Below are 12,546 nucleotides of genomic sequence, written 5' to 3' on the forward strand. Positions count from 1 at the left end.
TTTGCCACGGACCTCTACCGCAGGACGATGTCCACCGGGTTGGCCTCCGACCGCCACGCGCCGGGCTCGCCCGGTCCGGCGATCACCGGTGCCGTGAGCACGCCCGAACGGTTGGTGCGCTTGTCCCTCAGGATTTCCGTGACGGACCCGAGGTGCCTGGACAAGTCGATCACGTTTTCAGGAGCAGCCAGCAGGAGCTGGAACCCGAACTCGTGAAGGGCCTTGATCCCGGCGCCGGCGAATTCCTCGGAAGCCAACACGAACGCTTCGTCCATCATCACGGTGCCGTACGTCGTGAAGCCCTGCTCGGCGATCCCCAGCTGGTAACTGAGTGCGGCGGCCATGATGAACGCGGTGAAACGCTGGCGCTCACCGCCGGACATGGAGCCAGTATCGGCATGCATGAAGACTTCGGTCTTCCGCTTGGCTGCCTTGCCGGTGCCGGCTTTGCCCGATTTCGAAGCAACCTCGCGGTGCTCCTTGCACTGGATGAACAGGTGCCCGCGAACGTCCAGCACCTCGGCCCGCCAGCGACGATCCTCCGGGGTCTGGGAGCCAAGACGCTTGACCAGGGTTTCCAGTGACTTATAGCGCGCGGTGAGCTCGGCGTCGTCGTCCATGTCTGTTGGTGAAACGGCAGTGCCGCGGGACGGACGCGTGTGCTTCGCCTTCAGGGCGTTCTGGATCGCATCCTTGAACTGCTTGGCCGTGGCCGGGAGCGTCTGCTTGATGTCCAATTCCAGGAAGCTGCCCTCGTGGAAGTTCACCTCGGATAGGATCCCGTTGAGGGGCAGGATACGGCTGGTGATGCTGCGCCGTTCCTCATCGAGCAAGTGCAAAAGCGTGCTGAAGGACTCGTGCGTGCGCTGGTTGAAGAACAGCCGGAACTCGGCCTCCTGCGCGGGCAGGCCGTCGCTGACGATTGCGTGGTACCGGGATTCGAAATCCCCCGCGGCCCCGATCGACGTGCCGTGGTCGGCGCTGATGGCGCTGCCCCAGTCGCGAACGAAGGCCTCGAACATGCGGGTCAACCGTTCGGCCGTTGCCTGTCCACGCGATTCCGCGGCATGCAGTTCGTCGAGCAGTTTGTTGCGGACACTGTTGGCGAGGTTGTCGAGTTCGTACAACTCGGAGACCTCGCCGACGCCCGAGAAGTACGGCTCAAGCGCAGTGACGGTGGAGCCCGACGGCGGTGCTTGCTCAAGCTTCAGCCTCGCGGCATCGAGCAGGCCGTCAGCTGTGGTCATCTTGTGGTCGAGCGCCTTGTATTCGCTCTGCAGCACCGCGGCCGCCCCTGTGGAGGACTGGTGCTTCTCGCGCACGGTCTCGATGTTTGCACGCAATGGCTCAAGGTCCGCCTGTGCGGCCAGGGCATCCGTGAGGCGCTGTTCGATCCGTGCGAGCTCCTCGGCTGCGACGGCAGCGGAGACCTGCTCCCACGGGCGCTCATCTTCTGCGACCCGACGGAGTGCTTCCAACTGCCGGGCCATGCCCTGGTGCGAATCCTCGCGGCTTTGGGCCAGCTCCGCGGCTTTGGCCAGCTCGTTCTCCAACTCGCCCACGCGGGCCGCCACAAGCTCCAGCTTGGAGGCGTTGTCGAAACCGAGAACGTAATCCTGGCGGCCCGTGAAACGGTCGTCCTTCTCCACGGTGTGCCGGTTGCGCTTGACCACGCCGCCCAGGCTCAAACCCTTGTCCATCCCGGCGAGCTCGTCGGGATCTTCGACACACGGGTAAGCGAAGTCCAACGCGATCCGCTCGCGGATCCATTGCCCGGCGTCGGCATTGGCACCTGAGGTGAGGATGCTCAACTTAGTCAAGAGGTCGCCGTCGGACACGTCCTCCACAGCCAGCGCGCCACCGGCGAGCGGCTTGGACACGTCGACCGCCCGGAGGGCACCGCGGACGGTGTTGTCATTGAGGTAGCGCGTCACAGCAGCAAAGTGCTCGCCCGGAACCAGCAACGTGGTGGCAAGGTTACGCAAGGCACGTTCGGCAGCCGGGCGCCAGTGATCCTGCCCCTCGTCGAGGTCAATCAACTCACCGCCAAACGGCATCCGCTCTTCCGGGACACCTGTTGCGGCCGCGATGGCAGCACGGTTTTCAATGCTCGAGGGCGGCAGCAAGGACTTGCGCGACCGCAACGACAGCAACTCCTGCTGGGCTGCTGCGAGTTCACGCTTCTTGGTCGCGTGGCCGTCGAAAGCCTCGAACCGAAGCTCCTTCAGGGCCTCCGAATCGTCCTTCAGTTCGGCCGATCGGGCCGCCGCCTGCTCATGTGCCTGGTCCCAGCCCTCGGCGGACCATTCGAGGTTCAAACCGGCCTCGGCCAAAGCCTTCCTCGCCGAATCCTCCACCTGCTGGCGCAGCTTCAGGCCAACTTTGGCGTTCTCCAACGACTGCTCAATCGCCGAAATCGCGTTGCCGCCGCGGTTGTTGTAATCCAGTTCAAGGTCGCGGAGGTCCTTGGCCAAGGCATCCCGCACGGTGCGCTCGGCCGCCAGTTCCTGGGCCTTGGACTGCGCCAACTCCTTGAAACGGGCCAACGTCTTGGCGTGGACCGTGACCGCAAGCTGCTGTTTGTAGGCCTCGAACTCCCCGCCGGCCAACTCGCGGAGGCGGTTCGCATCCAGCAATGCCTGCGCGTACTCCTTGTTCAGCCCTGGAACCGGAGCCAATTGGTCGCGCTGTTGCCGCACGTCCTCCAGCCGTTGACGGATCGACATCAGGTTGCTGAACTCTTCCACCACGTCATCCGCGGCAGCCAGCGTAGCCGGAGCGTCGAGCACCTGGTCGCGGAAGAACGTGTTTACACTGCCACCCAGGCCCTTACCGGCCTGGATCACGCGAAGCAGCGGCAGCGCCTGGTCGGAGTTGATTCCCAAGAGCCTCCGGAAACGCTCCGCGAACGCCTTGTGGACGTCGAAAACCTGGCCATCCGGGAAGATCGACTCCAACGCGCCCTTGGTAAACCGCTTCTGCGCGATCCCCTCAATGGCCTCAAGGTCCAACGGTTTGCTGTCGATCACATAGAAACGCCCGACACTCGACTCCGTGCCGTTCTTCGGCAAATCGAACAACGCCGACACCGTCACCTTCGTGCCGGCAGCGTTATCAAACGTCAGCGCGACGGCGGACCAGGTGGCACCCGGGCGTTGGAAGGCACTCGCCGAGCTATCCCCCACCGCCTTATCACCCACCTTGCCGCGCATGTAGGTGAACGTGGTCCTCTTGTCCTCCACAGCGCCGCCGGACCGCTGGGCTGCAGCCTCATTCGAGCGCGGACGGGCATCGAAAACACGGAGCATCGCATCAAAGAGGGTCGACTTGCCGACGCCCGAGTTGCCAGTGAGCAGGGTGCCCTTGCGGTCCACGTGCATGGTGTGGGCGCCGTGGAAGGTGCCCCAGTTGACCACCTGCACGAGCGCCAAACGCATCTGGCCGGGGTTCGTGAGCTCGCCGAGCGGGAGCATGCTTGCGATGGTCACTTCTGTGTCCCTTCAGCGTCGGTTGTGTCCGCAGCGGTACCGTCCGCACTTGGGTCGCCTATCGCGGCGGTACCGGACACATGCTCTGCATGCTCCCTCGTACCTCGCTTAGACGCATGCTGCCGCATGTCCCCGGCATCGCCGCTCGCTTCGGTGAGGTGCTCGCGCGAGGTAGACGACGCCGATGCCGCCCCGGGAGTGGCTTCGGGCCTGTCGGAGCCGGCAGCATCGTCCGCAGGACGAGTGCTGTCCGGCGAAGGGGCGGGGGCGGCATCGGCGTCGTCGTCCCCATCCGCGGAGGATTCAGAGGGGTCCAGGTCCAGGAGGGGTTCTGTTCCGGATTCGTCGGCTGCTACTGCTATCAGGGCCTCTATTTGGGCTGGGATGTCGCCGATGTTTTCGAAAGGGAGTGCCAGGGGAAGGGCGTTGCTGATGGTGTAGCTATCGTCCAGCGGGGTGGGGAGGATGAGCTGGCGGGCAAGGAGCTTGGTGATGGTGCGGGTGACCACGTCGGAGTCGCGCAGGGCGTCTTGCTGGCCCGCGGGAGTGTAGTTGGCCACGAGGTCCGAGATTTCCTCGCGGGTGATCGTTGGGTCCGTCTGGGCGGTGACGTGGCGGTCCAGCAGCAGGCGAAGGCGGAGCAGGACGATGGTTTCCACTCGGCTCAGGGCTCGCTGCTGGCGGAGGATGCTGGACCGGGAGCTTGCTCCGATGATGTCGGGATCGACCGGGCGGAGAACTGCGATCTTGCGGTCGTGATCGAGCTGGAGGGTGAGGAACAGCTCGGAGAGTCGGCTGCGGAGGATCAGCTGGTTGTCCAGGAGCGTGGTCCACAGTTTCTCGTCCCGGCCACCGTCGATGTACGGGCCTTTCAGGAGCTTCACCAGTGCATGCCGCACCTTCATGGGGAGCACCCCGGTGTCACCGGGGAACAGCGCCGCACCGTCCACGAACGAGTCGCGCGGTGTGACCCGGAAGGGATCCGCATGAGTGATTTCAGCAGCGGGCTCGGCCACCGGTTCGGCCGCGGCGGCCTCAACCACCTCTTCGGTGGCCTCATCCGCGTCGGTGACGTCCGTCGTCGTGATTTCCTCAGTCATCAGAATCCTCATTCAGCGTGACGACGGGCAGGTACGCCGTGCGGATGCTGCCGTCGATTTGTTCGAAGTCAATGTGTTCCCAGGCTGCCCGGTCGAAGCCAGCGCCCGATTGCAGAGCGATGGACAACAGGGTGCGGACCGTGTTGATGTGCCGTTCCTCGGCGGGCAGGTTGTCCCAGGCATCGCCCAAGGTAGCGGCACCCGCCATGGCAGCCCGCACAACAGCGGGTTTGGCTTTGCCCGTGCGGGCGGAGCGCACCCGGTCCGAGTCGCTGAAAGCGATAGGGTCCGCGAGGCGCGGAGGCGTGGCGAATTCGTCGGGGTCGAAGAGTTTGACCATGGCCAATGACTCGAACCCGGCGTTGAACAGGACGGGCCCGCGGACCAGTCCGGGACGGTCGCGTTCGTACGGCAAGGAGCGGATCGCCTGCTCGGCCTCTGCCAGCACCTTGCGCAGGCTGACGGATTGCCGGACGTCGTCGCTTTGGATGTACGTGTTCAGGCTCTCGGAGAGTTTGCCGTAGATCCTCTGGATGTGGCTGTGCTGCGTGCGCAGTTCGGCCACCAGGTTTTTCAGCGTCTCGCGGTCCTCGTGGGAGAGGTCATCCGCGAACTGCCGGCTCAGCACCTCACCGATCGCCGAGCGGAAGCGCAACTGCTGCTGCGGATCCTCCAGAAAGGCAGTGAAGGAGCGGAAGGTTCGCCCTTCGGGGCTCTGGCGCAGGCGCTTGTCGGCCTCCAAAACCTGGGCCATCGTAGCGCCCTTGCTCAGCGACTCCTCGATGATCTGGTTGCGGAGCTCGCCCACCAGTTCCTCGATGCGGTCACGCATCTTCTTGTAGTCCGCGGGCAGGCTGGCGGCGAGATCCAGGATGTTGCCGGCCGCTTCAACAGCTTCCTCGTCGTCCAGGAGACCGTCGAACTCCCCGGAGCTGATGTCCTCCACCAGCTGCTGGCGCTCGTGGATTTCCTCCTCCAGGGCCTCCAGGCGCGCGCTTTGGTCCGGGTTGGTTTCGTTGGCGAGCTTCTCCACATCGCCCAGAAGTGTGCCGAGCCGCGAACCGTTCAGCGTGGAACGTTCGCTGGACAGGCTGTCCAGGAAGGCGAGCACGCGGGCCGCGGGTTCTGTGACTTCGTAGACGATGTGGCCGGACTGGTTCCTTCGCGTCAGGAACTGCTTGCGCGTCCATTCATCTCCGAACAGCTTGCCGTTCTGCTGTCCACCGAGGGTGGGATCCTGGCGGCGGAGCTGCTCAAGGAAAGCGTCGACGTCGGCATGGAACTCTTCGAGCGGAAGCTGCGGCCGGGTGCGGGTGAAGGATGCTTGCAGCACTGCGATGACCCACGGCGCCGAACGCGTCAGGGCCCACGCTGGGCCCTTGGTCAGCTGTTCGAGGTCGCGAAGCCTCGCGCTGATGGCGTCGGCGGAGGACATGGCTGAACGGGACAACTACTCTCCTTCAGCTGCTGCGAAACCTGGCTGGCAGCGGAAACTGCCCCGTACAAGGTTAACGCAGAGCGTCAGAACCTCCCCACCGCAACCATTTCGTAACCTACCGCGCGGTATGGTTTCGATCCCATATCAACGGAGCCGCGACGCGTTTCCGCTCTGGCCCGAAGGCACCCCCACCCCTAGTGTCAGAACATCGACGCAGCCACGCCGCGCCGACCCACGCACCGTCGCTCCGGGGGGAACCATGGATTTCGATTTCACTGCGCTGGAAACAGGCACATACGTAGTTATTGGAACGCTGCTGTTTGCTGCACTCTTGGTGGCCTTCATCGCAGCAGCAGCAATGGCAACAATCATTCTTATCGGGGCCATGGGCATGGCCTGGTACGCCGTTAAAGGCGTCCTCGGGGGCCTGGTCCACGGCATTAACTTTGCGTGGGAACGCCTTGTTCACCACGCTGGACAAGTGGAAATTCCGGCCGAATTCCAGCCGCAGATTTCCCCTAGCACGGGTAGCTACTCGCGGGTAGCATTGAGGGACAGCTGAAGGGTTCCCACCCAAGGCGGACCCTGGCTCCATCCGGCACAACCGGCTAGAGGAGTTACCCCATGACGTCCGCCACTGACAACAGCCTCGCCGCAGCAAGCGTCAATGCCACCGCAGAGGAAGCCCGCGCCGTCGCCGAAGCCGCGCGCGAAACCGAGTGGAACCGGCCCAGCTTCGCCAAGGGCCTCTACCTGGGCAGCTTCGACCTCAGCCTGATCCACCCATGGCCACAAGCGCGGGCGGACGATGTGGAGCGGGGCGAGGAGTTCATGGCCCGCTTGCTGACGTTCGCCAAAACCATGTCCGGCCGCACCATTGAAAAAGACGCCAGGATTCCGGATGAGTACCTCAAAGGGCTCGCGGACCTCGGCGTTTTCGGCATGAAAATCCCACGTGAATACGGCGGCTTGGGGTTGTCCCTGGTCTACTACGGCCGTGCGCTTGCCCTGCTGGGGTCGGTGCATCCAAGCCTCGGGGCCCTCATTTCCGCACACCAGTCCATCGGTGTCCCGGAGCCCGTGAAGGAATTCGGCACACCCGAGCAGAAGAAGGAATACCTGCCGCGTTGCGCCGCCGGAGCCATCACTGCCTTCCTCCTGACAGAGCCCGACGTCGGCAGCGACCCAGCGCGGATGGGCGCCACTGCCGTACTGTCGGACGACGGCGGTTCTTACGTTCTGGACGGCGTGAAACTTTGGACCACCAACGGCGTGATCGCTGAGCTCGTGGTGGTCATGGCCAGGGTTCCCGCACATACCGACGTTGACGGGACCGAGCACAAGGGCGGAATCTCCGCGTTCGTGGTGGAGATGGACTCCCCCGGCATCACCGTGGAGAACCGCAACGCCTTCATGGGCCTGCGCGGGATTGAAAACGGCGTGACCCGTTTCCACCAGGTGCGGGTACCTGTTGCCAACCGGCTCGGCCGCGAGGGCCAAGGACTCAAGATCGCCCTCACCACCCTTAATACCGGCCGGCTTTCCATTCCCGGTCTCTGCGTTGCCGCTGGGAAGTGGAGCCTGAAGATTTCCCGCGAATGGTCCAACGCCCGGACCCAATGGGGTCGACCGGTAGGCAAGCACGAAGCCGTGGGAAAGAAGATCGCCTTCATCGCCGCGACGACTTTTGCCCTGGAGGCCGTGTTTGAACTATCCGCCGAGATGGCCGACGCGGGCCAAAAGGACGTTCGCATCGAAGCGGCTCTTGCCAAGTTGTGGTCTACGGAGTTGAGCTGCCGGATCGCCGATGAGCTTGTCCAGATCCGTGGCGGCCGTGGGTTCGAAACCGCAGAGTCCCTTGAAGCCCGCGGCGAACGCGCCGTCCCGGCCGAGCAACTGCTCCGGGACCTCCGTATCAACCGGATCTTTGAAGGTTCCAGCGAGATCATGAAACTCCTGATCGCCCGCGAGGCAGTGGACGCGCACCTTGCCGCTGCGGGCGACCTCGCCTCAGCGGACGCGAGCTTGCAGGACAAGGCGAGGGCCGCCGTCGGGGCCTCTGGCTTCTATGCCAAATGGCTGCCGAAGCTTGTGGCCGGAGCCGGGATGGATCCCCGGTCCTACGCGGAGTTCGGGCGTCTGGCCAAGCAGCTGCGGTTCGTTGAGAGGTCCTCGCGGCGGCTTGCCCGGCAGACCTTCTACGGCATGGGCAGGTGGCAGGCAAAGCTGGAATATAAGCAGGCGTTCCTGGGCAGGATCGTGGATATCGGCGCCGAACTGTTCGCCATGGCGGCCTGCTGCTCCCGGGCCGAAATGCTACTCCGCAAGCACCCGGAGCAAGGTGCCGCCGCCTTTGAGCTGGCCGAAGCATTCTGCGAGCAGGCGCGCGTGCGGGTGGACGAATACTTCGACCAGTTGTGGAGAAACACGGACGACGTCGATCATGACCTGTCACGCAAGGTCCTCACCGGCGACTACGCGTGGTTGGAGGCCGGGGTCCTGGACCAGTCCGAGGGAACCGGGCCGTGGATCGGCGATGCTGCCCCGGGCGCGTCAACCAAGGAAAACCTGCACCGCAAGTATCGGTGAGGCGCTAGCGAACGTCCCCGTCGACGTAAAACCAGCGTTTGCCTTCCCGAACAAAACGGCTGGCTTCGCGCTGGACGCCGCGTTCGCCGTCGAGCCTGTAGTGTGCGGCGAATTCCACGGTGCCCGTCGTGTCCAAAGGTCCGCCGTTGGCGGTGCCGACGATGTCCAACCGGCGCCACTGCATGTCCGGATCGAGATCCATGGATTTCGGTCGCGTTGAGGCGTGCCAGGTGCGCAGGAGGTAGTCGGGGGCCAGGACAACGAAGGCCGAATACCGGGAGCGCATCAATTGCTCCGCAGTGGGCGCGTCGGCGTCGCCGCGGTGGAAGCGTGCGCAGCAATCGTCATACTGCTCCCCGGAGAGGCAGGGGCACATGCCGTTGCGGAGTCGGGCAGGTTCAGGGGTCACGAGTTCCCAATCTAAGGCTGTAAATGAGAGCTGGGCAACATATTTTCCCACGCCATATAACAGCTTTGAAACAACCCCGCCAGAGTAGGGGGCGGGGCGTGATTCCGTTGGTGCTGGACCTTAGGCTAGATACGCAAGCTGGGTGGGCAATGCGCGCATCACAAAACGACAGCCAGGGGAGGCTACGTGGAGGATCCGACAACACTCGCCATCAACCTGACGTATTTGGGAACACTGGGGCTCGCCGTCCTGATGTTCCTGGGTCTCGGGTTGATCATCATCATCACCCTGGTGGTGGCTGGAGTTGGGCGACTGCTGTCGATTGTCCTCCTGGCGATGGTGGGAATCTTCCCCAAGAAGGAAACCACTCCCATCGTCCAGTTGCCCCCGCGTCCCGCCCGCGTTCCAGTCCCGGTAACGGGCGACGTCGAGTCTGTCGATTCTCCGCTGGATGACCTCGCCTACCTCGAAACGGGATCCACCGCGCAGGTGCAGGCTGCGACAACTGTCGCACCGGCTTCAGCCCCGGCCAAGGAGCCTGCTGCCACGCCATCGACGCCCGCGGCACCCAAGCGAGACCTCCTTGGAGACGTTCGACGGCGGCTCTCGGGTACGGCGGCCGCACTCAAGGAAGGCGCCTGGAAGTCCAAGGTTGACCCCCGAAAACTGCCCAAACCGGCAGAGGTCAAGTCAGTGGTGGGAAACCAGACCGCGCATCATCCAATCGTTGTGGCAGCAACCAAGGAACCCCCTGTCCTGTCCAAGGACTGGGCCGAAGCGGTTGCCAAAGCAGACGAACGGGCAGCCGCCCGCGCAAAGTCCGAGCAACCGCCCGCCATCAAGGTCACAGTCCGCGACCTTGACGAGCCCACTCCCTCCTCCAACGGGAAAACGCCCGGACCGAAGCGGCCGGATGCCCCGGCCAAGAAGCCTGACGGCGGTCCCGCCAAGCCAACCGATGCCAAGACCCCGGTTCAAGGCAACGACGCACGGAAATCGGGCCCGAACACTTCCAAGAATGGGAAGTCTCCGAGCCCGATCCGAAAAGGGTCCCTCAGCAGCGCCAGCCGCAACTCCTAGGCGGGCTTCTGGGCGGTGCGTGGTCGGGCCCTCCCCTGGAGCGCCCACCTGTCAGCAACCCAAGCACCCATCGCAGCGCCGAGGACGAGTCCGGGTAGCCACACAATCACATGACCTATCCACATCCCAGTCGTGAAAATGTTCACCATGATATCGGCGGAGTTTACTGACCCACGGGGCGAATCGCCGTCGAGCATGAACACACCGTGGCGGTCCATCCAGACTGCTCCCTCAACTGCGAGCACAGCCAACAGGGCAACAGTGCTGGACAAGAAGGCGAAGGATCCGGTCATGAGCCCAACGCGGAATGAGCCAGCCAGGAAGGCTGCTGTTACAGCGGCAAGAAAGATGATGACGGCCGGCACGGGAACAGTCACCAAGAGGACTCCGGGACCGCCGTCGCCCAGTTGAAACCGCGAGGTTACGAACACAATCGCAGCGACCAAAACGCCGGCGCCCAGCGGCAAGGTCACGGCCAAACTCCAGGCGGCGGGCCGAGGATTGCTCTCCATAAAACAACTCTAGGTACGGAGCCTCCGGGTGGCCAGAGTATCCGCCGGGGCTTTGTGGGAACGGCTACGCGGCCAACTGCCGGAACGACGCGCCGTGGTAGATGAGCGGCTTGGATTCGAGGTTGATGGTGGTCGCTTTGACCTCCAGGACCACGATCGCGTGGTCCCCTGCAGGCGTCTCCGAGACAACTTCGCATTCAAAGCCCAGCACGGCGCCATCGATCAGGACCGCGCCTGAGTCGCTGACGCTCGTGTCCAGCCCCGCGAACCGGTCCCTCGTTTTGGAGGCCAGCTGCAGCGCGGCACCTTCCTGGCCCTCGGCAAGGACCGAGACACCCAATCGTTGAGCCTGGCGGAGCTTCGGCCAGGTGGTGGAGGAGTTCTGCACGGCGAACATCACCAACGGCGGTTCCAATGAAACGCCCACTGTGAAGGACGATGCCACCAAAGCTTCCGGCGTGAAATCCACCATCGCGCTGAACGCTGCGACTCCGGACGGGAACTGCGCAAATGCAGCCTTGATGGCTGCCGTTTCTTCCACTGTGGTCTGTGTCATTCCGCTGTCCCCTTCGTGCGTTGCTTGAGTTCCTTTCCCATAATTCACCTGCATTCGGGAACGGCAATATTTGTTGATCCGGAAGACATTTGTGTTGCCGTGTGTCAAGAAATGTCGCGAAGTAAGGCCTCCTCCATTACCTCCCAAGACGAAAAGCCAAGAAGTTCTACCGCTTGCGTTCATGCCTCCGGCGGCCGTGTGTAGCCTCGATTGAACATCCAGGCCACCGACTCAGGCCTGGACCCCCAGCACTGTCCCACCACAGGAAGCCGACATGAGCCTCAACGAGCTACGAACGCTTGGACGCACTGGCGCCCTGATCAGCCCCCTCACGCTGGGCACCCTCAATTTCGGCACCGGCGCCGCACCCACGGGGCCCGCCGAGAGCATCCGCATCATCAAAGCAGCGCTCGACGCCGGTATCACCAGCGTGGACACCGCGGACATCTACTCCCAGGGCGAGGCCGAGACCGTGGTTGGCCAGGCTATCCACGGCCGGCGCGATGACGTTTTCCTCGCCACCAAGTTCCACGGCCAAATGGGTTCCAACCCGGCGCACGCCGGCAATTCCCGCCGGTGGATCGTCCGGGCTGTGGAGGACAGCTTGCGGCGCCTGAACACAGACCGGATCGACCTCTACCAGGCGCACCGTCCGGACTACAACACCGATCTTCTTGAGACCATCACCGCCCTGAACGATCTCATCCGGCAGGGCAAGATCCTGTACTACGGCACGTCCGTGTTCAGCCCGGCCCAGCTTGTTGAGGCGCAGTGGATCGCCAACACCAACCACCTGACCCCGCCGGTAGTTGACCAGGTACCTTATTCCCTTCTGGTGCGCGCCAACGAACGCGACGTTTTCCCCATCACCCAGCAGTACGGCGTCGGGGTTCTGAGTTACGGACCGCTCGACGGCGGGTGGCTGGCCGGTGGCTACCGCGTCGGCGCCGGCCAGCCTGAAAGCTCTCGATCGGCTGCCGTTCCGGGGCGTTTCGATGTCAACGCGCCCTTCAACCAGGGCAAGCTGCACGCGGTCGACGCCTTGTCACAGTTGGCGGCCCGCCACGGGTTGACCCTCATTCAGCTGGCTGTGGGCTTCGCCCTGAACCACCCGGCGGTGACCAGCGTGGTCATCGGGCCACGCACCGAAGACCACCTGACTGACTACCTGAAGGCCGCAGACGTGGTGCTGAGCGAGGCCATCCTCGACGAAATCGACGACATCGTTGCCCCGGCTGTGAACTTCCTCGAGCGCGACGCCGGCACCGTGGCACCCCACCTTGAGTACCCGGAATTACGACGCCGGTAGTCGCCTTCCGTTGTGAGGCCCGGTTTGCGCGTTACGTGCTTCCGTGAGGGCGCAGAGCAGGCCTC

9 protein-coding genes and 1 pseudogene are annotated in these 12,546 nt (G+C 63.9%); 4 read left to right on the forward strand and 6 right to left on the reverse strand.

From position 1 onward, the window contains the following. Positions 1–14 precede the first annotated feature (14 nt). From J3D46_RS02080 to J3D46_RS02090, 3 genes and pseudogenes are all read right to left on the reverse strand, one after another. Positions 15–3,488 carry an ATP-binding protein gene (locus tag J3D46_RS02080; RefSeq protein ID WP_231341740.1) on the reverse strand — a complete coding sequence of 1,158 codons (3,474 nt, stop codon included), beginning with the start codon at positions 3,486–3,488 and terminating at the stop codon, positions 15–17. A gap of 296 nt (positions 3,489–3,784) precedes the next feature. Beyond that, positions 3,785–4,588, reverse strand: a pseudogene (locus J3D46_RS02085) (DUF4194 domain-containing protein); the annotation flags it as partial. Beyond that, positions 4,581–6,038: a DUF3375 family protein gene (locus J3D46_RS02090; RefSeq protein WP_231341741.1), complete on the reverse strand. Its 1,458-nt coding sequence runs from the start codon at positions 6,036–6,038 to the stop codon at positions 4,581–4,583. The gene J3D46_RS02090 and the pseudogene J3D46_RS02085, both read right to left, overlap by 8 nt. A gap of 247 nt (positions 6,039–6,285) precedes the next feature. On the opposite strand from J3D46_RS02090, the gene J3D46_RS02095 reads away from it, so the two are divergent. Both J3D46_RS02095 and J3D46_RS02100 read left to right on the forward strand, forming a co-directional pair. Next, a complete protein-coding gene (locus J3D46_RS02095) occupies positions 6,286–6,588 on the forward strand; it encodes a hypothetical protein (protein ID WP_231341742.1) in 303 nt (100 codons plus the stop codon). A gap of 62 nt (positions 6,589–6,650) precedes the next feature. Then, the gene (locus J3D46_RS02100) at positions 6,651–8,615 is read left to right on the forward strand and encodes an acyl-CoA dehydrogenase family protein (protein WP_231341743.1); all 1,965 of its coding nucleotides are present in this window, start codon (positions 6,651–6,653) and stop codon (positions 8,613–8,615) included. Between the two features lie 4 nt (positions 8,616–8,619). On the opposite strand, the gene J3D46_RS02105 is transcribed toward J3D46_RS02100, so the two are convergent. Next, the gene (locus J3D46_RS02105; protein WP_231341744.1) at positions 8,620–9,075 is read right to left on the reverse strand and encodes a YchJ family metal-binding protein; all 456 of its coding nucleotides are present in this window, start codon (positions 9,073–9,075) and stop codon (positions 8,620–8,622) included. Between the two features lie 135 nt (positions 9,076–9,210). Between J3D46_RS02105 and J3D46_RS02110 the strand changes: the two genes are divergently transcribed. Continuing rightward, the gene (locus J3D46_RS02110) at positions 9,211–10,104 is read left to right on the forward strand and encodes a hypothetical protein (protein ID WP_231341745.1); all 894 of its coding nucleotides are present in this window, start codon (positions 9,211–9,213) and stop codon (positions 10,102–10,104) included. Here the strand turns inward: J3D46_RS02110 and J3D46_RS02115 are convergent. Further along, positions 10,101–10,616 (reverse strand): hypothetical protein, encoded by a 516-nt coding sequence (locus J3D46_RS02115; RefSeq protein WP_231341746.1) that lies wholly within the window; start codon positions 10,614–10,616, stop codon positions 10,101–10,103. The two genes, J3D46_RS02110 and J3D46_RS02115, sit on opposite strands and share 4 nt — an antisense overlap. A 64-nt stretch (positions 10,617–10,680) precedes the next feature. After that, complete coding sequence (locus J3D46_RS02120; RefSeq protein WP_231341747.1) at positions 10,681–11,172, reverse strand: flavin reductase family protein; 492 nt, start codon at positions 11,170–11,172, stop codon at positions 10,681–10,683. Between the two features lie 274 nt (positions 11,173–11,446). On the opposite strand from J3D46_RS02120, the gene J3D46_RS02125 reads away from it, so the two are divergent. Then, complete coding sequence (locus tag J3D46_RS02125; protein ID WP_231341748.1) at positions 11,447–12,481, forward strand: aldo/keto reductase; 1,035 nt, start codon at positions 11,447–11,449, stop codon at positions 12,479–12,481. Positions 12,482–12,546: the final 65 nt, after the last annotated feature.

This window comes from Paenarthrobacter sp. A20, from assembly GCF_024168825.1.
Lineage (GTDB): Bacteria > Actinomycetota > Actinomycetes > Actinomycetales > Micrococcaceae > Arthrobacter.